General features: G+C 66.4%; 1 pseudogene (only partly in view). It reads right to left on the reverse strand.

Annotated elements, in window-relative coordinates:
- Window positions 1-25,094: pseudogene (locus tag AAHH99_RS16590) on the reverse strand (non-ribosomal peptide synthase/polyketide synthase) (its annotated part continues 7,210 nt past the right edge of the window); the annotation flags it as partial.

Genomic DNA, 25,094 nt, shown 5'->3' on the forward strand with positions numbered 1-25,094 from the left:
GAAGTCGGCATCGAGGGCAGTGTTGATCGCCGTGATCGCCCGCATGGCCGATATCGAATCCCCGCCCAGGTCGAAGAACGACTCGTCGACCCCGACGCGGTCCAACCCCAGCACTTGGGCGTAGATACCGGTCAGGATCTGCTCCACCAGAGTCGTCGGGGCGAGATGACCATCGGCGCTGCCCCCGGCGCCTCCGTATGCCGGTTCTGAGGCGCTCGCCCGCTGGATCGCCGACACCGCCCGCTTCCCTATCTCGTTCAACCGGGCGTGTTCGGTCGCATCGAGGACATCGATCGTCGACAACGGCCGCGTCGGATGCGTTGTCATCTCCACCAGCACCTGCGTATACCGCTCGATAAGTGCTCGGACGGTGGCGCGGTCGAAAACGTCCGTGCGGTATTGGACGCGAAGTTCCAGTTCACGACCGGGTCCGGCTTGCACCGTCAGCGGGTAGTGATAGAAGTCGCGGCTGGTGAAGCCGGTGATGGCCAAGCCGTCGACGGCCGGCTGCCCGCCCGTGTCGGTCGGATAGTTCTCGTATACGAAAACGGTGTCGAAGAGTCTGTCCTGACCGGTGATGCGGTGGATCTCGCTGAGCGCCAGGTGCTGGTGCTCGAGGGTGTCGTTGTGGGCACTTTGCAGCTGGTTCAACAAGTCCGATGTTGTGGCGTTCGGCGCTATGTGCGCGCGCACCGGCACCGTGTTGATCAACAGCCCCACCATCGATTCCGCGCCGACGACCTCGGCCGGCCGGCCCGACACCACGGTGCCGAAGGCCACATCCCGCTGGCCGGTCAGCGAGGAGAGAAGTAACGCCCACGCGCCCTGCAACACGGTGTTGACGGTGGTGTGGTGGGTGCGCGCCAGCTTGATAAGCGCCCTGGTCGTCTTCGCCGGCACGCGGAAAGATTCGACGCTCCGCCGACGAAACCCGAGCTCCTGCGGCGGGCCGACGAGAATCGGGGTCTCGAAATCGGCGAACACTTCGCGCCACGCCGCTCGGGCAGCGGAGTGGTCCCGTTCTGCAAGCCAAGTCATGAAGCTGCGATACGGCGAGGCCGCGGGCAGCCGGTGGCCGTGGTAGCCGGCGAAGATCTCCTGCAGAAGGATCGGCATCGACCAGCCGTCGAGCACGATGTGGTGGTTGGTCAGCACGAAGCGGTGCCGGTTGTCGGCGACACGGATGAGCGTCACCCGGAAGGGCGGCTGGTTGTCGAGATCGCACACTGCGGCGCGTTCGTTGGCACAGATTCCTTCCACCCGCGCGTCGATGCCGAAATCAGCGGCCCCGTCGTCGAATTCGACGTACCGCCAGGCGGCAATGGGATTAGCGGGAATCAGCTGCACGGGTTGGTCGAACTGTGCGCTGAACCGGGCGGCGAGGTGAGGATGCCGGTCGATCACCGCCTGCACGGCTTCGTGCAGGCGGTGCACGTCCAGCGGGCCGCTCAATTCGATATCCAGCTGCACCGCATACGCATCGTCGCCGGAGGCTTTGGCGATGCTGGCGTGGTAGAGCAGTCCCTGCTGCAAGGGGGTCAGTGGCAGCACGTCGGCGATCGGGAACTGGCCGTGCAGCTCGTCGATCTGCTGCTGGCTCAGCCGGACTGGGGCGATATCCGACGGGGTAAGTCCGCCCCCACCGCGTCGGACATGCGCGCAGATGCCGGCCAGGGCGTCGAACCACAATCGGCTGATCCGGGTGACCGCCGCGCGATCCAGCACCGAGGGCGCCCACGTCCAGGTCGCGTTCAGGTGCGGGCCGGTGTCGGTGTCGATGGTGACCGCGTTGAGCTCGACGGTGTGCGTCAGAGCGGTGGGCGTCGCCGCGACGGCACCGGTCAGTGACAAGCCGTCCTGGCTGAACCGCCAGACGTCCCCCGATGCATAGGCCGCAGGCGAGCCCAGCCGGCCGAAGTAATTGAAGCCGATCGTGGGGTCGCACCCGCCAAGATCCACATCGTTATTCAGATAACGCAGTAAACCGTAGGTCAAGCCGTCGGGCAGGGAACGAAGCTGCTCCTTGGCGTCTTTGAGCACCGCCCCCAGCGCCGTGTCGCCGGTCACCACCTGCGTCCAGCTCACCCCGTCCAGCGCCAACGAAACGGGGTACTTGGCGGTGAACCACCCCACTGTGCGCGATAGGTCCACATCGGCACCCAGCGCGTCGAAGTCCTCCTGGCGACCGTGTCCCTCCACATCGATGGCGATCGGAGCACCCTCGGCCCCCAGGAACTGCGCCCACGCCAATCCGAAGGCGATCAACAGAATCTCGTGCACGCCAGCGTGGAACGCAGCGGGCACCTCACCGAGGAGCATGTGAGTGGTCTCGGCATCCAGCAGTTCCGTCGTGTACCCGGCAGTGGCGAACGTATCCACCGCCGGCTGGGGCGCGGGCAGCGCCGCAGGAATCGCCGCCACCTGCCGCCACGCATCCGCGTGGTCGACCACGCCCGGATGGCGCGCCTGCTCATCCAGCAGCTCGGCCCACCGGGCGAACGAGGTCCCCGCTGGCGGCAACAGCACCGGCTGACCGCCACGATGCTGGGTGAACGCGATGTTGATGTCCTCCAACACAATCCGCCACGACACCCCGTCGACGGCCAGGTGATGAATGATCAACGCCAGTTGACCGGTGGAGGCGGCCCATACGGCGCTGAGCATCACCCCGTCGGCGGGATTCAACCGCGACCGAGCCGCGACCAACGTCTCGTTCGTCAACACGTCCACCGGTTGCAGGCACTTGCGCGCGTCCACTGAGCCGGGCTCGGGCACCGTCAAAGCCCACGCCCCGGCGCCGTCGTCGGCGGCCCGTAGCCGCAGCATGGCGTGGCGATCCAGGAGGGCCTGAAGCACCACCACCACATCAGCTTCTGTCACCCGCGCAGGAGCCTGCAGCAGTACCGTCTGGTTGAACTCATCGACCGGGCCGTCAATCGCTTTGAGCCAATGCATGATCGGAGTCGCGATCACCGGACCGGTGCCCTCGTCGATCTCGTCCTCGGAGCCGTCGGCCAACCTGACCACTCGGGCCAGCCGGGCCACGGTCTGTTGGACGAAGATGTCGCGCGGGCGACCGATCAGACCCGCAGCCTGGCCACGCATGATCACTTGAATGGCGGAAATGCTGTCGCCGCCGAGGTCGAAGAACGAGTCATCCACCCCGACCCGCTCCAGGCCGAGAACCTCGGCGTAGATGTCGGCGAGGATCTCCTCGACAGGGTTGGCCGGGGCGCGGTAGTGATCGACGTCGGAATACTCCGGTGCCGGCAGGGCGCGATTGTCGAGCTTGCCGTTGACCGTCAGCGGCAGCGCGTCCAGCGTCACGATCGTGGCCGGCACCATGTAGGCGGGCAGCCGCTCGGCGAGCTGTGCGCGCAGTCCGGCCGGGTCGTCTTTGCCGGTCACATACCCCACCAGACGTTTGTCGCCAGGGCGGTCCTCGCGGGCAATCACCACCGCCTGCTCGACGCCGTCCAGTTCGGCCAGGGCCGCCTGGATTTCGCCGAGCTCGATGCGGTAGCCGCGAATCTTGACCTGCTCGTCGGCGCGCCCCAGGTATCTCAGCTCTCCATCCGTGCCCCAACTCACCAGATCCCCGGTGCGATACATGCGGCTGCCCAGGCCGCCGAAAGGACATGCCACGAACCGCGTCGCGCTCAACCCGGAGCGGCCTACATATCCGGCTCCTACCCCCGCACCGGCCACGTACAGCTCCCCGACGACACCGATCGGCACCGGTTGCAGCTGGGCGTTGAGGACGAAGAAACCGAGATGCGCCAGTGGCACCCCGATCGGGCTGACCACGTTGTCGATGTCGTCGGGCAGGATCTCGCGGAACGAGGCGTGCACCGTCGTCTCAGTGATCCCGTACATATTGATCAACCGCGGCGATTCGGGATGGTGATCCAGCCACGCCTTGAGGCGCGACGGCTCGAGCGCCTCACCACCGAACACCACCACGTCGAGTGCGAGCTCCGACGCCGAGTCCTCAAGGGTCAGTTCATCGATGGACTGCAGCGCGTAGAACGCCGACGGCGTCTGACTCAACACGTTGACCTGCTCGTCGATCAGCAAGTCGTGGAACTCTTCCGGCGACCGGGCCACCGAATCCGAGACGATCACCAGCCGCCCACCATGGGTCAGGGCGCCGAAGACCTCCCAGACGGAGAAGTCGAAAGCCAACGAATGACTCTGGGCCCAGACCTGTTTCGGCGGCAGCTCCAGCCGGGTGTCGATGGCCTCGAACAGTCCGGTGACGTTGTGGTGCGGGATCGCCACGCCCTTGGGCACACCGGTCGTGCCCGAGGTGTAGATGTGATATGCGATGTCGTTTGGACGCGGCCCAACAAGCGCGCTGACGGGTTGGTCGTCGAGCGCCGGGTCATCCGCGTCGATGACCGTGAGCCCACGCCCGACCAGCCTCTCGGCAAGATCCGCGGTCGTCACAACGGCCGCCGGTGCCGCGTCACCGAGCACGAACTCCAACCGCGCATCGGGCACCGACGGATCGATCGGCACATAGGCCGCACCTGTCTTGAGAACCGCAAAAATCGCCACGACCGCTTCGATCGAGCGTCCGAACAGCAAAGCGACTCGCTGCCCAGCTCCGACACCGCGACCAACGAGCAAGTGCGCCAACCGGTTTGCCGCCTCATCCAGTTCGCGATACGTGATGTCGCGGCCTTCGAAGCTGACGGCCGCCGCCTCGGGCGCCCGAGCGACCTGCGCTTCGAACAACGCCACAATCGATGACGTGGCCGTCGACTCGACCAGGGCCGTCCGATTACTCAGCTCGTCAACGCGGGCACGCTCGGCGGCATCGAGAACATCGATCGCCGACAACGGTCGGGCGGGGTGGGTTGTCATCGCCTCGAGCACCCGATGCAATCGCTCGATCAGACTCTCGATGCTGACCGCGTCGAACACGTCGGTTCGGAACTCCACCGTCCCCGATATCCCGGCAGCGTCGCCGGTTTCGGTCCAGCGTTCGGCCAACGAGAAAGACAGATCCATGCGAGCTGTATGCGTGTCCAGCGGCAACGGGGTGGCCTCCAGATCGCCCAACGCGAATTCGTCCGCCGCTTCGCCTGCGAAGTTCTGCCAAGCCAGGATCACCTGCACCATCGGATGGTGGGTCAGGGACCGCGCCGGGTTGATCCGCTCGACGAGCACTTCGAAGGGAACGTCCTGATGCTCGTAGGCCGCCAGGCTGCGGGCCCGCACCTGAGCGAGCACGTCGGCGACATTGGGATCTCCGGCGAGATCTACCCGCAGCACCAACGTGTTGACGAAGAACCCGACCAGCTCGTCGAGCGCGGGATCGCGCCGTCCAGCAATCGGGAAACCCACCGCCACATCGGAACTCGCACTGAGCTTGGAGAGCAGCACCGCCAGCGCGGCCTGCACCACCATGAAGCTGGTTGCGCCGTGCTCACGAGCCACTGCCCGTACCCGTTGCTGTAGCTCCGCAGGCCACTCCACCGCCACCCTGGCACCGTGCTGGTCGGCCACCAACGGATAGGGCCGGTCGGTCGGGAGCATCAAGCGCTCGGGCATCCCGCCCAACACTTCATCCCAGTATCGGAGTTGCGTCGTGATGCGACTGTCATCGTCCTCGAGATCACCAAGCTGCGCGCGCTGCCACAATGTGTAGTCGGCATACTGGACCGCCAGGGGTGCCCAGCCTGGCGCGTGTCCTGCGCTCCGACTGGCATACGCCACGCCGAGATCGGTCACCAGCGGCCGGATCGACCACCCATCGGCGGCAATGTGATGCACCACGGCCACCAGCACGTGTTCGTCCTCGGCGAGGCGGAAAAGGCGTGCCCGCAGCGGGATCTCCTCGGACAGGACGAAGCTGTGCCGCGCCGTTTCTTCGACCGCCTCCTCCAACTCGCAGGCCTGCCAGTCGGTCGCATCGACTATTTCCCAACCGAATTCAGCGTTCTCGCTCGGGAGAATCAACTGCTGAGGTATGCCGTCGACTGCCGGGAACACGGTGCGCAAGCTTTCATGGCGATCGACCACATCGGCGAACGCCGCACCCAACGCGTCGACATCGATGTGCCCTTTGAGCCGCAACCCCACTGTCAGGTTGTAAACCGGTGAGGGGCCCTGCAATTCATCGATGAACCACAACCGGTTCTGAGCATACGACAGCGGCATCACCGCAGGCCGCTCACCCGCCACCAGCGGCTCAAAACGGTCGGCGTCTCCTCCCATGCGGAGCGCCAACTGGGCGACCGTCGGAGCGTCGAACACAGCCTTGACCGCGACGGCGCTCTCTGATGACTTGTTGATCGCCGCGACCAGCCGCATCGCTGACAGGGAATCTCCGCCCAGTTCGAAGAAGGACTCGTCGACGCCGACGCGAGCCAGTCCGAGGACCTGGGCGTAGATGCCGGCCAGGATCTCTTCGGCCGCGTTCGCGGGGGCACGATAGCGGTCGACGGTCCGATACTCGGGCGCGGGCAGTGCCCGTTTGTCGAGTTTGCCGTTGACGGTCAACGGCATCGCCTCGATCGCCACCACCGCCGCCGGCACCATGTAGGCCGGCAGCTGCTCGCCGAGCGCGGCGCGCGACACTGCGGGATCAGCAGTGCCGGTGATGTAGCCTACGAGCCGCTTGTCGCCGGGCTGGTCCTCGCGCGCGATGACCACCGCCTGCTCGACTCCGTCCAAACTAATCAGGGCAGCCTCGATCTCGCCGAGCTCAATGCGGTACCCGCGCACCTTGACCTGCTCGTCGGCGCGGCCTAGATAGTCCAGTTGCCCATCGGCGCGCCAGCGGACCAGGTCCCCACTGCGATACATCTGCCGCCCCGGTGCACCTGCGCCGCCGAACGGACAGGCCACGAACCGTGTGGCGCTCAGGCCCGCCCGGCCCACATAGCCGTATCCCAGGCCGGCGCCGGCGACATACAGCTCGCCCACCACACCTGGCGACACCGGCCTCAGCCAACCGTCGAGCACGAAGAAGGCAAGGGAGGGCAGCGGTACCCCGATCGGGCTGGCCGGACTGTCGACATCGGTGTGGTCGATCTCGCGGAACGACGCGTGCACCGTCGTCTCGGTGATCCCGTACAGATTGATCAGACGCGGCGAACCCGGATGGTTGTCCAACCACGAGCCGAGACGCGACGGCTCCAGCGCCTCCCCGGCGAACAACACCGCTTCGAGACGCAGTTGATCGTGCAGCGCCTGCTGCTGGGCATCGACGGATTGCAGCGCATAGAACGCCGATGGGGTCTGACTCAACACACTGACCCGTCGGCGGACCAACAGGGCGTAGAAGTCCTCGGGCGAGCGCACCACCGACTCGGGCACCACCTCGAGTCGCCCACCGCGCAGCAGCGCGCCCCACATCTCGCACACCGAGACGTCGAATGCCAGCGAGTGGCACAGCGTCCAGACCTGGCCCGGCCGCAGTTGCAGGCGCGCATCGATCGCGTCCAATAGTCGCGTCACGTTGTGATGCGGAATAGCCACGCCCTTGGGCGCTCCCGTCGTGCCCGAGGTGTAGATCAGATAGGCCACGTCATCGGCACTCGGCACCGGCAGCGCCGTACTCGATTGGCCCTCCACTGCGGGATCGTCGACCTCGATGACCGCGATACCGTACCCGGCCAACCGATCGGCCAGATCAGTAGTGGTGATCGCCGCCACCGGCGCGGCATCGCCCAGGACGAAGGTTATCCGCGCATCGGGCACCGCCGGATCGATCGGGACATATGCCGCCCCGGTCTTGAGCACGGCGACAATCGCCACGATCGCCTCGACGGTCCTGGGGGACAACAACGCCACCCGGTCACCGGCACCCACACCCCGAGCGATCAGCAAGTGCGCCAACCGGTTCGACGCCTCGTCCAGCTCCCGGTAGGTCATAGTGCGGCGACCGAAACTGACCGCCACTGCCTCGGGATCACGAGCGACCTGCCTGGCGAACAACGCCGGGATCGCCGTCGACACCGTGGCGGGCCGCGTCAGCGCCACCCGATTGCCCCACTTCTCCAGAGCCGCGCGTTCATCGTCGTCGAGCAGATCGATCGGTAGGTCGCGCCGGGTGGCGCTGACGACCGCTCGCTCGAACCGCGCGATGATCTGCCCAATGCGATCGGTGTCGAAAAGTTCGGTGTCGAATTCGACCCGCAGAACCAGCTCGGGGCCCGGCATCGCCTGGAGGGTCAGCGGATAGTGGTTGAACTCGCGGGCGTTGACGGCGGTGACGGCCAGCCCATCGGCCATCGACATCGCCGCGGTCTGCACCGGATAGTTCTGATAGACGAACAGCGTGTCGAAGAGTTGATCGTGACCGGTGGCGCGGTGAATCTCGTTGAGCGCAAGGTGTTGGTGATCGAGTGTTTCGCTGTGTCGGCGCTGCAGCTCATCGAGCAGCTCGACGATTGTGGTGGCCGGGGTGACGGTTGCCCGTACCGGCACCGTGTTGATCAGCAACCCGATCATCGAGTCCGCATCCGCCACCTCAGCCGACCGCCCGGAGACCGCTACGCCGAAGGCCACATCGTGCCGGCCGGTCAGCCACATCAGTACCTGCGCCCAGGCGGCTTGGAGCACGGTGTTGGCGGTGGTGTGGCAACTGCGTGCCAGCTCGTTGACGGCCTGCGTGGTCTCGGCGGGCAGACGGAACGATTCGGCGGCTCGGCGTCCCGGTCGGGACCGGTTTTTCGGAGCGACCAGCGTGGGGGTGTCGAAACCGGCGAGAATATCGCGCCAGGCGGTGTGGGCCGAGTCGACGTCCTGGTCGGCCAGCCAGGTGACGAACCTGCGGTACCGTGCGGCGGCCGGGAGTCGCTGCCCGTAGTAGCTGGCGAACACTTCCTGCAGCAGGATCGGCAGCGACCACCCGTCAAGCACGATGTGGTGGTAAGTCATCACGAATCGGTGCTCGTGGCGCGCGGTGCGGATCAGTGCCGCGCGGAAGGCAGGCTGGTGAAGGACGTCGCAGACCGCGGCGCGTTCGGCGGCACACAGCCGTCGGATCTGTTCGGGCGCCCCGGGGTCGTCCGTTTCGATCTCGAGGTATTGCCACGGCACGGCGGGGTCGCCCGCGATGATCTGCACCGGTTCGTCGAACTGTTGGTTGAACCGGGCCACCAGGTGGGGGTGACGGTTGACGACCGTGTGCACGGCCTCGCGCAGCCGTCGGGCATCCAACGGGCCGGAGACGGTGAGGTCGAGCTGCATGGCATAGAGATCGTCGCGGTCGTCGCCGACGGTGGCGCTGGAGTGGAACAGCAGCCCCTGTTGCAACGGTGTCAGGGGCAAGACGTCCGCTATCTGGTGTTGGCGGCTCAGCTCGTCGAGTTCCCCCTGAGTGAGCCGGGCGGGGGTGATGTCGGAAGGTGTCAGGCCGCCGCCCCCGGCGGCGACGTGCGCGCAGATGCCGGTCAGGGCGTCGAACCACAACTGATTGAGCCGACTTACCTGGGCGTCGTCGAGCGCCGAGGGTGCCCACGTCCACGCTGCGTACAGACCCGGCCCGGTCTCGGTGTCCACCGTGCTGGCGTTGAGTTCCACGGTGTGCCCCAGCGGCATGGGTATGGCCCCGGTGACGGCGGCGTGTGACAAGCCGTCCGGGCTGACCCGCCACAATTCGGCGAAGTCCTCGCCGGCCGCGGTGTCGACCAACCTGCCGAGGTAGTTGAACGCGATGGTGGGGTCGGACCCGCGCAGGTCGACCTCGGGGTTGAGGTAGCGCAACAGTCCGTAGGTCAGACCGTCGGGCAAAGCACGCAGTTGTTCCTTCGCGCTCTTGATGACGGGGCCCAGCGCCGGCTCCCCGGCCACAACCTGGGACCAGCGCAACCCACCGACGTCCAGGGCGACCGGGTACTTGGTGGTGAACCAGCCGACGGTGCGGGACAGGTCGATCGGGGTGGAGAGGCCTCGTGGTTCCTCGGCATCCGCGATCTCCTCGATGCGACCGTGGCCTTCGACATCGATGCCGACCCGCGTAGCGCCGGTACCCAGGAACTGCGTGACAGCCAGTCCGAAGGCGATCAGCAGGATGTCCTGGATCCCGGTGTGGAAGGCCGCCGGGACCTCACCGAGCAGCATCCTGGTGGTGTCGACGTCCAGGGATGCCGTCAGATGCCCGGCGGATTCATAAGTGTCCAGCTCTGGCTGGACTTCGGGCAGGGCGGCCGGGGTCGCCAGGACTCGTCGCCACTGGTCGGCCTCGTTCACCACCGCCGAAGCGCGAGCTCGTTCGCCGAGGAGTGAAGCCCACCGTGCGAAGGAGGTTCCGGGCGCGGGCAACGCGACGGGTTGGCCGAGGCGCTGTTGGGCCCAGGCGATGTTGAGGTCTTCGAGCAGAATCCGCCAGGACACCGCGTCCACGGCCAGGTGATGAACGATCAGCACCAGCTGCCCGGACGAGGCCACCCACAACGGGCTGACCATCGTCCCGGCGGCCGGGTCGAGCCGGGATCGCGCCGCAACCAATGCCTCATCGGTCAGTACGTCCACCGACTCCAGGCCCGGGTGCACCGACCCCGCCTCGGGCACCACGAGCGACCAGCCCCCGGCGCCATCGTCGGTGGCGCGCAGCCGCAGCATGGCATGCCGGTTCAACAGGGCCTGCACGACGACTTCGACGTCGGCCTCGGTGGCGTCGGTCGGAGCTTGGATCACCATCGTCTGGTTGAAATGTTCAACCGGGCCGCCTGCGCGCTCCACCTCACGCAACCAGTGGATGATCGGCGTCGCCGCGATGGGCCCGACGCCCTCATCGGCAAGGCCGACGTCATCGCCGGCCACTGCGACCACCCGCGCCAACCGGGCTACGGTTTGCTCGACGAAGATGTCACGCGGCCGGCACAGCATGCCCGATGCCCGGGCCCGCGACACCACCTGCATGGACAGAATGCTGTCCCCGCCCAGGTCGAAGAAGGAGTCATCAACACCGACACGTTGGAGTCCAAGGACCTGGGCATAGATACCGGCCAAGATCTCCTCGACCGCATCAGAAGGAGCCCGGTACCGATCACCATCGCCGTAATCGGGCACCGGCAACGCACGCGCATCAAGCTTGCCGTTGACCGTCACCGGCAACGCATCCAACGCCACCACCGCCGCGGGAACCATATACCCAGGCAACCGATCACCCAGCGCCACACGCACCTTGACCGGATCAACACTGCCGGTGACATAACCCACCAACCGCTTCACACCAGGCTGATCCTCACGCGCGATCACCGCCGCCTGCTCGACACCGTCCAACGCCGTCAACGCCGACCGGATCTCACCCAGCTCGATGCGATACCCCCGAATCTTGACCTGCTCATCAGCACGACCCAAATAATCAAGCTGCCCATCAGCACGCCAACGCACCAAATCCCCAGTGCGATACATCCGCTGCCCAACCACCCCAAACGGACACGCCACAAACCGCGACCCGGTCAAGGCCGACCGGCCGAGATAACCCATCGCCACGCCAGCGCCGGCGACATACAACTCACCGACCACCCCGGCCGGAACCGGGCGCAACCACTCGTCGAGCACAAACAGCGCCGCAGTCGATACCGGCGCCCCGATTGGGGCCGGGCCCGATCCCGGTGTCAGCGGCGCGCTCATCGACGCATACACCGTGATCTCTGTGGGCCCGTAGGCGTTGATCACCACCCGCCCGGGCGCCCACCGGTCCACCACATCAGCCGGGCAGGCCTCACCGCCGAGCAGCAACGCCACCGACTCGAGCCCCTGCGGAGACAACGCCGCCACCGCCGAGGGGGTCTGGGTGAGCACGTTGACCCGCTCACCGACCAGCAAGGCATGGAAATCCTCGGGCGAGGTCGTCACCGACTCGGGCACCACCACCAACCGCGCCCCACCCAGCAGCGCACCCCAGATCTCCCACACCGAGAAATCGAAGGCATACGAATGGCATTGCGTCCACACCTGATCGGCCGGCAAGTGCTCAGACGATGACTGCGCCAAGTGCGCCAGATTGCGGTGCGTGACGGCCACACCCTTGGGAGTTCCGGTGGTGCCCGAGGTGTAGATGAGATAGGCGATATCGTCGGGCCCCGGCGCGGGCAGCGCCGAAACGCGCTGGGCGCCGACCTCGGCATCATCGACATCGACAACGGCCAAGTCGAACCCGTCCAAGCGCGCCACCAGGTCCGCGGTGGTCACCGCCACGACCGGCGCAGCATCACCGACCATGAACTCGATGCGCGCCCCCGGCGCCGCCGGGTCGATCGCCAGATACGCCGCCCCGGTCTTCAACACCGCCAGCATCGCCACGATCGCCTGCGCCGAACGCTCCAACAGCAGCGCCACGCACTGCCCCGGGCCTGCCCCCCGCCCGGCCAACACCTGCGCCAACCGGTCGGCGGCCTCATCGAGTTCGCGATAGGTCAGCGACTGAGCACCCGACGTCACCGCCACCGCATCCGGGAAACGGCTGACCTGCGCAGCCAACAACACCGGAACCGACACCGACACCGTCTGCGGCTGGGTCAACACCGCCCGATTACCCATCTCATCGAGGCGGGCATGCTCACCGACATCAAGCAGATCGATCGATGACAGCCGCCGACCCGCATCGGCGGTCATCGCCACCAACACCGCCTGCAACCGCTCGATCAACACCTCGATGCTGGCCGCATCAAACACATCGGTGCGAAACTCCACCGCCCCGCCGATCCCGGCAGGCTCACCGGCCTCGCTGAACCGTTCAGCCAGCGAGAAACTCACATCCATGCGGGCGGTGTGAGTATCCACCGCCACCTGGCTGACCTCCACATCACCCAACGCCAACCCCGCCCCGGGATCGCCAGCGAAGTTCTGCCACGCCAACGCCACCTGAACCAACGGATGATGAGCCAGACTGCGGGCCGGGTTGAGCCGCTCGACAAGCACCTCAAAGGGCACATCCTGATGCTCATAGGCGGCCAGGCTGCGGGCACGCACCTGAGCCAGCACCTCGGCCACAGTGGGATCACCGGCCAAATCAAGCCGCAACACCAACGTGTTGACGAAAAACCCGACCAACTCATCGAGCGCGGCATCACGGCGCCCGGCGATCGGGAAACCCACCGCCACATCAGAACTGGCGCTCAACTGCGACAGCAACACCCCCAAAGCGGCCTGCAGCACCATGAAACTGGTCGCATTGTGCTCGCGCGCCACCCGCACCACCTGCTGCTGCAACTGCGCAGGCCAATCCACCGCCACCGAGGCGCCACGCTGATCAGCCACCAACGGATAAGGCCGATCAGTGGGAAGCTGCACACGCTCGGGCATCCCGGCCAACACATCCTGCCAATAGGCCAACTGCGCAGCGATACGACTCTGACCGTCGTCGAGATCACCCAACTGCGCGCGCTGCCACAACGTGAAATCGACATACTGCACCGGCAACGGCGCCCAACCCGGCGCCTGCCCCACGCACCGGCTGGCATAAGCCACCCCCAGGTCACGCACGAACGGGGCGATCGACCAACCATCCGCGGCGATATGGTGCACCACCACCACCAACACATACTCATCCTCGGCAAGACGGAAAAGCCTTGCCCGCAAAGGAATCTCAGAAGTCAAATCGAACACGTACCGCGCCGCGGCACCAACAGCCTCCCCCAACTGCCCCGCCGACCAACCGACGCCATCAACGACATCCCAGCCGAAATCAACCCCGTCGAGGGCCACCACCACCTGCCGCGGCACCCCCTCAACCACCGAGAACAAGGTGCGCAGACTCTCATGACGGCCGACCACATCACCCAACGCCGCACCCAACGCCTCGACATCCAGCCCACCACTGATCCGAAGCGCCACCGGCATGTTGTAAACCGGTGAGGGACCCTGCAATTGATCGATGAACCACAACCGGTTCTGCGCAAACGACAACGGAACCACCGCCGGCCGCTCCACAGCCACCAACGGCTCCAGCCGACCCCCACCCTCACCCACACACGACGCCAACTGAGCAACCGTGGGCGCCTCGAACACCGCACGCACCCCAAGATCAACACCCAACCCGGCATTGATCGCCGCGACCAACCGCATCGCCGATATCGAATCCCCGCCCAGGTCGAAGAAGGAGTCATCAACACCGACACGTTGGAGTCCAAGGACCTGGGCATAGATACCGGCCAAGATCTCCTCGACCGCATCAGAAGGAGCCCGGTACCGATCACCATCGCCGTAATCGGGCACCGGCAACGCACGCGCATCAAGCTTGCCGTTGACCGTCACCGGCAACGCATCCAACGCCACCACCGCCGCGGGAACCATATACCCAGGCAACCGATCACCCAGCGCCACACGCACCTTGACCGGATCAACACTGCCGGTGACATAACCCACCAACCGCTTCACACCAGGCTGATCCTCACGCGCGATCACCGCCGCCTGCTCGACACCGTCCAACGCCGTCAACGCCGACCGGATCTCACCCAGCTCGATGCGATACCCCCGAATCTTGACCTGCTCATCAGCACGACCCAAATAATCAAGCTGCCCATCAGCACGCCAACGCACCAAATCCCCAGTGCGATACATCCGCTGCCCAACCACCCCAAACGGACACGCCACAAACCGCGACGCACTCAACCCCGGACGACGCCAGTACCCGACACCCACCCCGCGGCCAGCCAGGTACAACTCACCGACCACACCCACAGGTACCGGACGCAACCAACCATCGAGCACGAAGAACGACGCCCACGCCGTGGGCGAGCCGATGGGCGGTGGGCCGGACCCCTCGGCCAGTGGGACGCTCGCGCACAACCACATCGTGGTCTCAGTGGGCCCGTAGACGTTGACCATCACCCGCCCGGGCGCCCACCGGTCCACCAACTCGGGCGGACAGGGTTCCGCGCCGATCACCAAGGCCGCCGCGTCCAATCCCTCGACCGGCAGCGTCCCCGCCGCCGACGGAGTCTGCGTCAACACAGTGACCCGTTCGCGCACCAGCAACCGGTGGAACTCGTGCGGTGAACGCGCCACCAACTCGGGTACCACCACCAACCGCCCGCCGTGCAGCAGCGCACCCCAGATCTCCCACACCGAGAAATCGAAGGCATACGAATGGAACTGCGTCCACACCTGATCGGCCGAGAGCGCCACACCGATCCGCAGCGAGTCGAACAACTGGGTCACATTGCGTTGAGTGACCGCCACACCCTTGGGAGTCCCGGTGGTGCCCGACGTATAGATGATGTGGGCAAGGTCGTCGGGGGCCGGTCCGGGCGGCGCCGTGACCGGCTGGGCGCCGACCTCGGCATCATCGACATCGACAACGGCCAAGTCGAACCCGTCCAAGCGCGCCACCAGGTCCGCGGTGGTCACCGCCACGACCGGCGCAGCATCACCGACCATGAACTCGATCCGCGCTCTCGGCACCGCCGGGTCGATCGGCAGGTACGCCGCCCCCGCCTTCATCACCGCCAGAATCGCGACGATCGCCTCCGCCGAACGGTTGAACAGCACCGCCACCCGCTCACCCGGGCCCGCGCCGCGGCGGATCAGCAAGTGCGCCAACCGGTTAGCCGCCTCGTCAACCTGGCGATAAGTCCACGAGTGCTCTTCCCACACCAGTGCAACCGCCTCCGGGGTGCGGGCCGTCTGTGCGGCGAACAACGCCGGAACCGACGTACCGGACACCGGCTGAGACAGCACCGCCCGATTACCCCACTCGTCCAGGCGACCGAGCTCGGCCTCGTCGAGCACGTCCACCTGCGAGAGCCGCCGTCCCGGGTCGGCGGTCATCGCCGCCAACACCGTCTCCAGCCGGGCTCCGAGCGCTGCGATGGCAGCCGCATCGAACACATCGGTGTCGTATTCGATACGGAGACCGAGCTCCTGTCCCGGCACGGCTTGCACCGCCAACGGGTAGTGGGTCGACTCCCGGAAGGAGACATCGGTGACAGCCAACTGGTGGTCGCCCAACGCGGTGGCAGTGTCGACCGGGTAGTTCTCGTACACGAAGAGCGTGTCGAACAGCTTGTCCTGACCGGTGATGCGATGAATCTCGCTGAGCGCCAAGTGCTGGTGTTCGAGCGTGTCATTGTGGGCGCGACGCAGTTGAACCAGCAGGTCTGCGGTGGTGGTGGCCGCCGTGAACGACGCCCGCACCGGCACCGTGTTGATCAGCAGGCCCACCATCGACTCCGCGTCGGCGACGTCGGCCGGCCTGCCCGAGACGACGGTGCCGAACGCGACGTCGTGCTGACCGGTCAGGCCACACAACAGCCGCGCGAACGCGGCCTGAAGTGCGATGTTCACGGTGGTGTGATGCGAGCGCGCCAACTCGCCGAGCGCGTGGGTGGTCTGGGCAGACACCGAGAACGATGCGGTGCCTCTTCGCCCGATCCCCGACCGGCCCTTGGGACTGACCAAGGTGGGGGTGTCGAACCCGGCGAACATGCCCCGCCAGGCCGCGTAAGCGGTCTCGAGGTCGCGATCGGCCAGCCAGGTAATGAAGCTGCGATACGGCGCAGGCGTCGGTAGGCGCATCCCGTGATAACCGGCGAAGATCTCCTGCAGCAGGATCGGAAGCGACCAGCCATCGAGCACGATGTGGTGATTGGTCAGTATCAACCGGTGCTGGTCCGAATCAGTGCAGACCAGCGCCACCCGAAACGGCGGCGCGCCGGCCAGGTCGCACACGGCGGCGCGTTCGTCGGCACAAAGCCGGTCGATCTCCTCATCGGCGGTCCCGCCGGCGAGATCCACGTAGCGCCACTCGATTTCGGGAGCAGCGGGGACGACCTGTACCGGATCGTCGAACTCTCGGTAGAACCGAGCCACCAGATTCGGATGCCGGACGATCACCGCCTGCACCGCATCGCGCAGCCGGTCACGGTCGAGCGAACCGGTAAGGGTGATATCCAGCTGCCCCGTGTACAGGTCCTCGCTGAGCAGGGCGGTGTTCGCGTGGAACAGCAGCCCCTGCTGCACCGGACTGAGCGGCAGGACGTCGGCGACCGGGAGCCGGCGTTGCAACTCGTCGATCTGCTGCTGGCTCAACCGGGCAGGCGCGATATCCGACGGGGTCAATCCGCCCCCGCCATTGCGCACGTGTGCGCAGATGCCGGCCAGCGCCTCGACCCACAAACGGTTCAGCCGACTGACCCGCCCGTGATCGAGCGCCGAGAGCGCCCACGTCCAGTCGGCACGCAGGCGCGGCCCGCTGTCCGTATCTTCCGCGACGGCGTTCAACTCCACGGTGTGCGCCAGCGGCATGGGCACCGCCGCGCTGGCGCCGGTCAACGACAGACTCTCCGGGCAACTCCGCCACGCGTCGCCTGAGCCGTCGACTCCCGGGACCCCCATGCGCCCCAGATAGTTGAAGCCGATCGGTGGGTCGGCAGCCTGCAGTTCCACCCCCGGGTTCAGGTAGCGCAGCAGACCGTAGGTCAGCCCGTCGGGCAGGGCACGGAGTTGCTCCTTGGCGTCCTTGATGACCGCACCGAGGGCCGCATCACCGGAAGTAACCTGAGCCCAAGACAATCCGCCGGCGCGGCCCCCGAAATCCAAGGAAACCGGGTACTTGGCGGTGAACCAGCCCACCGCGCGGGACAGGTCGACGTCAGCAGCGATTTCCTCGGCGCGGCCGTGGCTCTCCACATCGATGCCGATCGGCGCGCTGCCGGCACCGAACGACTCAGCCGCTGCCAAACCGAGCGCGATCAACAGAATGTCCTGCGTCCCAGTGTGAAACGCCGCAGGCACTTGGTCGAACAGCATTCGGGTCGTCTCGACATCCAACAACTCCGAGAGGCGCCCGGCCGTGGCGAATGTGTCCGTCGCCGGCTGCACTGCAGGCAATACGGCAGGGGTGGCAGCCACCTGTCGCCACACCTTTTCATGGGCGCGTACTTCCGGGCGGCGCGCGTGTTCGACCAGCACCTCGGCCCATCGCTGGAACGATGTCCCCGTGACCGGCAACACCGCCTGCTGCCCCGCGCGATGCTGGGCCCAGGCGATGTTGAGGTCATCGAGCAGGATGCGCCACGACACCCCGTCGACGGCAAGGTGGTGAATGGTCACCACGAGCTGATTCGCGGACGTCACCCACAGCGCGCTCAGCATCGCCCCGGCGGCCGGGTTCAATCGCGACCGCGCCTGCACCAACGCCTCGTCGGACAGCACGTCGACCGATTGCAGGCAAGCGCGGGCGTCGACGGATCCCGGCTCGGGCACGTGGAGCGACCAGCCCGCGGTGCCCTCCCCGATGGATTCGCCGCTGTTGTCCGCGGCGCCAACCCGCAGCCGCAGCATGGCATGGCGATCCAGCAGAACCTGCAACATCGCCGCCACGTCGGCCTCGGTCACCCCGGCCGGGGCCTGGACCACCATGGTCTGGTTGAACTCGCCGACGGGGCCGGCCACGCTCGCCAACCACCGCATGATCGGCGTCGCGACGACGGACCCGAGGCCCTCATCGACAGGGCCCTGCGCTCCGCGCGTCACCCCGGCAACCCGGGCCAACCTGGCCACTGTCTGCTCGACGAAGACATCGCGCGGGCGACACGCCAGCCCGGCGGCGCGGGCGCGGGATACGACCTGCATCGACAAGATGCTGTCCCCGCCCAGATCGAAGAACGAGTCGTCGACTCCGACCCGCTCGAGCCCGAGGACCTGAGCGTAAATGCCGGCCAGGATTTCCTCGACGGCGTCAGACGGGGCCCGGTACCGATCGCCTTCCCCGTAGTCGGGAGCGGGCAGCGCGCGAATGTCGAGTTTGCCGTTGGGGGTCAGCGGCAGCGCGTCGAGCGTCACCACCGCCGTCGGCACCAGGTAGCCCGGCAACCGGTCGGCCAACTCGGCACGAAGGACGGCCGGATCGGCGGACCCGGTGATGTAACCGACCAACCGTTTGTCGCCGGGACGGTCCTCGCGGGCGATCACCGCCGTCTGGCCCACCCCGTCGAGGGCGGCCAGGGCGGCCTGGATCTCACCGAGCTCGATGCGATAGCCGCGGATCTTGACCTGCTCGTCGGCGCGACCCAGATAATCCAGCTGCCCGTCAGGGCGCCAACACACCAGATCCCCGGTGCGGTACATGCGTGTGCCGGGCCCTCCGAACGGACACGGCACGAACCTCGACCCGGTCAAGCCGGCCCTGCCCACATACCCGACGCCAACACCGGCACCGGCCACATACAACTCGCCGACCACGCCGGCCGGCACCGGATGCAGCCACTCGTCGAGCACGAACAACGCCGCCCCGGCCACCGGCGCACCGATCGGCACGCCCGACCCGCGGCTCAGCGGCGCACTGATCGCCACGCACATCGTGGTCTCGGTCGGACCATAGGCATTGATCATCAGCCGACCCGGCGCCCATTGATCCACCACCTCGGAGGGGCAGGCTTCACCGACCACGACAACCGCCGCCGACTCCAACCCCTCGTGCGGCAAAGCCCTTACCGCAGAAGGGGTCTGGGTCAATACATCGACACCTTCATCGATCAGCAGCGCGTGGAAGTCCTCCGGCGAACCCACCACATCTTCGGGCACCACCACCACTCGCCCACCGCGCAAGAGCGCTCCGAAGATCTCCCACACCGACACGTCGAAGGCCAGCGAGTGACACAGCGGCCAGACACCCGCGGACGGCAGCCCGGCATCCAGTGACTCCAGCAGCTGGGTCACGTTTCGGTGAGTGATCGCAACGCCCTTCGGCACACCGGTGGTCCCCGAGGTGTAGATGAGGTAAGCGATGTCATCGGGGGACGAATCCGGTAATGCGGTGCTGGGTTGGCGGTCGATACGCGGGTCGTCGACATCGATCACCAACACGCCGGCCCCGTCCAACCGCTCGGCCAACACCGCGGTCGTGATCGCGGCGATCGGCGCGGCATCGGAGAGCAAGAATTTCATTCGCGCATCGGGCACCGCCGCGTCGATCGGCAGATACGCCGCCCCCGTCTTGAGTACCGCCAGCATGGCGACGATCGCCTCGGCCGACCGCTCCAACAGCAGCGCCACACACTCACCCGGACCGATTCCGTGGCCGATCATCGAGTGCGCCAACCGATTGGCGGCGCGGTCGAGTTCGCGGTAGGTCCACGATTGCGCTCCACTGGTGATCGCTACCGCCTCCGGCGCTCGCCTCACCTGTTCGGCGAACACCCCCGGCACCGACATCTCGCTCTCGGGGGGCCCGGTCAGTGCCGCTCGGTTGCTCCACCCGTCCAGGCGGGCGTGCTCGTGCTCGTCGACCACATCGATCGACGACAATCTCGCCCCAGGATCGGCAGTCATCGCCTCGACCACCCGACGGAACCGCTCGACCAATGTCTCGACGCTCGCCGCGTCGAACACGTCAGTGCGGAATTCCACGCTGCCGTCGATCCCGGCGGGCTCACCGGCCTCGAATCGTTCGGCCAGCGAGAACGACAGATCCATGCGCGCAGTCTGGGTGTCCACCCCCAGCGGCGTGACCTTCAAGTCACCCAGATCCAGTGTGGGAGAGGCATTGTTCTGCCAGGCCAGCATCACCTGTACCAGTGGATGGTGGGTCAGGCTTCGCGTCGGGTTGAGTCGCTCTACGAGCACCTCGAACGGCACGTCTTGGTGCTCGTAGGCAGCCAGGCTGCGCTGGCGGACCTGAGCCAGCACGTCGGCGACGGTGGCATCACCGGCCAGATCGACGCGCAACACCAAGGTGTTGACGAAGAACCCGACCAAGTCGTCCAGGGCGGGGTCACGGCGCCCTGCGATCGGAAAGCCAATGGGCACATCGGAACTCGCGCTGAGTCTAGCCATCAGCACCGCCAACGCCGCTTGCAGCAGCATGAAACTGGTCGCACCGTGCTCGCGGGCCACTGCCTGCACCCGTTGCTGCAAGTCGGCAGGCCAGTCCACCACCACCGTGGCGCCGCGCTGATCAGCCACCAACGGATACGGCCGATCTGTGGGAAGCGCCAGTCGCTCAGGCATATCTGCCAGCTCCGACTCCCAATAGTTCACCTGTGCGGCGATGCGGCTGTCACGATCGGCGAGGTCACCCAACTGCGCGCGCTGCCACAACGTGAAATCGACATACTGCACCGGCAGCGGCGCCCAACCCGGCGCCTCCCCCACGCACCGGCTGGCATAGGCCACCCCCAGGTCACGCACGAACGGGGCGATCGACCAACCATCCGCGGCGATATGGTGCACCACCGCCACCAGCACATGCTCGTCATCGGCGAGACGGAAAAGTGTTGCCCGCAGAGGAATCTCAGTCGCCAAGTCGAACGTGGCCCGTGCCGTCGCGCTGACGGCCTCGTCGAGACGGGCGGTCGACCAACCCGTGGCATCGATCACCCGGTAGTCGACATCCACCCGCTCCACCGGCACAACTACCTGCCGGGGGCGCCCGTCCACATCGGTGAACAGCGTGCGGAGGCTCTCATGACGATCCACCACATCGGTGAACGCCGCACCCAGCGAATCGATCTCCAGGTGTCCGTCGAGTCGCAACGCCGCTGTCATGTTGTAAACCGGTGAGGCGCCCTGCAACTGGTCGATGAACCACAACCTCGCCTGGGCGAACGAGAGCGGGACCTCCAAAGGCCGCTCGACCGCGACCAGCGGGTCAAGGCCGGACGCCTCGTCGCCGATCCGGAGCGCCAGCTGGGCAACCGTGGGCGCATCGAAGACGGTACGCACCGTAACGCTTGAATCCAGCGACCTGTTGATCGCGGCGACGAGACGCATCGCGGACAGCGAATCGCCGCCGAGCTCGAAGAAGGAGTCGTCGACACCGACCCGGGCGACGCCGAGCACGTGGGCGAAGATGCCGGCCAGAATCTCCTCGACCGCACTCCCGGGGGTGCGCTGCTGATCAGTGTCGGGGTAGTCGGGTTCGGGCAGGGCTCGCGTGTCGAGCTTGCCGTTGACCGTCAGCGGCAGCGCGTCCATCGTCACGACCGCCGCCGGCACCATGTACGGCGGGAGCTGCTCTGCCAGCGCGGCGCGCAGTCCCGCCGGTTCGGCGGTGCCGGTGATGTATGCCACGAGGCGCTTGTCGCCAGGGCGGTCCTCGCGCGCGGTCACCACCACTTGGTCGACGCCATCCAGCGCCGCCAACGCGGTCTGGACCTCACCGAGTTCGATTCGGTATCCCCGTATTTTGACCTGGTTGTCGGCGCGCCCCAGATACCGCAGTTGTCCGTCGGCGCCCCAGCGCACCAAATCGCCGGTGCGATACATCCGCTCGCCCGGTCCTGCGAACGGACACGCCACGAAGCGCGTCCCGGTCAGGCCGGATCGACCCACGTACCCGTATCCCTGTCCGGTGCCTGCGACATAGAGTTCCCCGACGACACCGGCCGGCACGGGGCGCAGCCACCTGTCCAGCACGAAAAAGCCAAGATGCGGCAACGGCACGCCGATCGGGCTGGCATCGCCGTCGGGGTCGCTTCGGATGTCGCTGTCGAGGAGTTCCCGGAACGAGGCATGCACCGTCGTCTCGGTGGTGCCGTACATGTTGATCAGGCGCGGCGATTCGGGGTGGTGATCAAGCCACGTCCTGAGCCGCTGGGGTTCCAGCGCTTCCCCGGCAAACACCACGGCCTCGAGTTCGAGCTGCCGCCCCAGCTCAGGGGCCATCGCATCGGCTGTCTGCAGCGCATAGAAGGCCGTGGGGGTTTGGCTGAGGATGGTGATGTGTTCGGTGGCCAGCAGGGCGTGGAACTCTGTGGGGGATCCGACGATCGAGTCGGGTACGACTACCAGGCGTCCCCCGCTCAGCAGGGCCCCCCAGATCTCGCACACCGAGACGTCGAAGGCATAGGAATGCCACTGCGACCACACCCCGGGCACGGGTAACTGCCGATACAACGAATCCAGCAGCCGGGTCACGTTGTGGTGAGTGACGGCAACCCCTTTGGGTACCCCGGTAGTGCCCGAGGTGTAGATCAGATAAGCCACGTCCTCAGCGGCCGGTGCCGGCAATGCCGCGGCGGGCTGGGCCGTGACCGCGGGGTCAGCCACATCGATGACCACCAGATCGCACCCATCCAGACGCGAACGCAGATCGGCGGTGGTGATCGCTGCGATCGGCGCGGCATCGGCCACCACGAACTCAAGACGCGCCGCCGGAACCGCCGGATCGATCGGCACATAGGCCGCCCCGGTCTTGAGTACCGCCACAATCGAGACGATCGCCTCGACCGACCGCGAAAACAGCAGCGCCACAGACTGACCCGGGCCCGCCCCATGAGCGGCCAACAGATGAGCCAACCGGTTAGCAGCCTCATCAAGCTCGCCATAGGTCATCGAGCGGTCTTCACAACGCAGCGCCACCGCCTGCGGTGCACGCCCCACCTGCACAGCCAACAACTCCGGAATCGACCCCACCACCGGCGCCGGCCCGCTCAACACCGCCCGGTTGGCCCACCCATCCAGACGCGCACACTCGGCCTCATCGACCACATCAATCGACGAAACCCGCCGCTGCGGATCACCGGTCATCGCTTCCAACACCCGCTGCAACCGCTCGATCAGCGTTTCGATGCTCACCGCATCGAACACATCGGTGCGAAACTCCACCGACCCGCCGATCCCGGCCGGCTCACCGCCAGCGCCCCACCGTTCGGCAAGGGTAAACGTCAAATCCATTCGCGCGGTACGGGTATCCACCGGCAACGACTCGACCTGCACATCACCCAACACCAACCCGCGCTCGGCGCCCTGCCCGGTGTCCCCGGCGAAGTTCTGCCAAGCCAACAACACCTGCACCAACGGATGATGAGCCAGACTGCGCGCCGGATTGAGCCGCTCCACCAACACCTCAAAGGGCACATCTTGATGCTCATAAGCGGCCAAACTGCGCTGCTGAACCTGACCCAACAACTCGGCCACCGTCAGATCCGCACCCAAATCCACCCGCAACACCAACGTGTTGACGAAAAACCCCACCAACTCATCAAGCGCCGGACCACCACGACCAGCCACCGGAAACCCAAACGCCACATCAGCACTGGCACTGAGCCGCGACAACACCACCGCCAACGCCGCCTGCACCACCATGAAACTGGTCGCACTGTGCTCACGAGCCAACCGGGCAACCCCCAACTGCAGCCCGGCCGGCCAATCCACCACCACACTGGCACCGCGATAATCAGCAACCAACGGATAGGGCCGATCCGTGGGCAACGCCAACCGCTCGGGCATCCCCGCCAGGACCTGCTCCCAAAACCTCAGCTGCCCAGCAACCGCACTATCGGGATCGGCCAACTCACCAAGCTGCTCACGCTGCCACAACGTGTAATCGACATACTGCACCGCCAACGGGGCCCACCCCGGCGCACGCCCCACACACCGAGCCTCATAAGCCACCCCCACATCAGCGGCCAACACACCCAACGACCAACCATCAGCGGCGATATGGTGCACCGCCACCACCAACACATGCTCATCCCCGGCCACCGCGAAAAGCCATCCACGCAACGGGATCTCACCGGCCAAATCAAACGGATGACCCGCCGCCTCACCCACCGCCTGCACCAACCGCCGCTCCGGCCAACCCGAGGCATCAACAACCTCAAACCCCACCCGCACCCGCTCAACGGGCACCACCACCTGCCGAGGAACCCCATCAACAGCAGGAAACACCGTGCGCAAGCTCTCATGACGACCCACCACATCGCCCAACGCCGCACCCAACGCCCCAACATCAAGACGCCCACGCAACCGCAACGCCACCGCCATGTTGTAAACCGGCGAAGGACCATCAAACTGATCGATAAACCACAACCGACTCTGAGCAAACGACAACGGCACCACCGCAGGCCGCTGTCGCACCGTCAGCGTCGCGGCGTTCCGGTCCTGGGCGTGCTGCTTGATCCACGCAGCCAACCCAACGACGGTCGGCGCCTCGAACAACGCGCGGATGGGCACCTGCACACCCAGTTCAGCGCGGATTCGCGCGACCAGACGAGTCGCCGACAGCGAGCGCCCACCCAGGCCGAAGAACGAGTCGTCGATGCCGACCAACGTGACCTCGAGAACTTCACCGAACAGGTCGGCCAGCACCCGTTCGCAATCATCACGCGGGGCGCGATAAGGCACTTCTCCGATGGATGCCGGGTCGGGCAATGCGCGCTGGTCGAGTTTGCCGTTGACCG

The organism is Mycobacterium neumannii (assembly GCF_048452905.1).
Lineage (GTDB): Bacteria > Actinomycetota > Actinomycetes > Mycobacteriales > Mycobacteriaceae > Mycobacterium > Mycobacterium neumannii_B.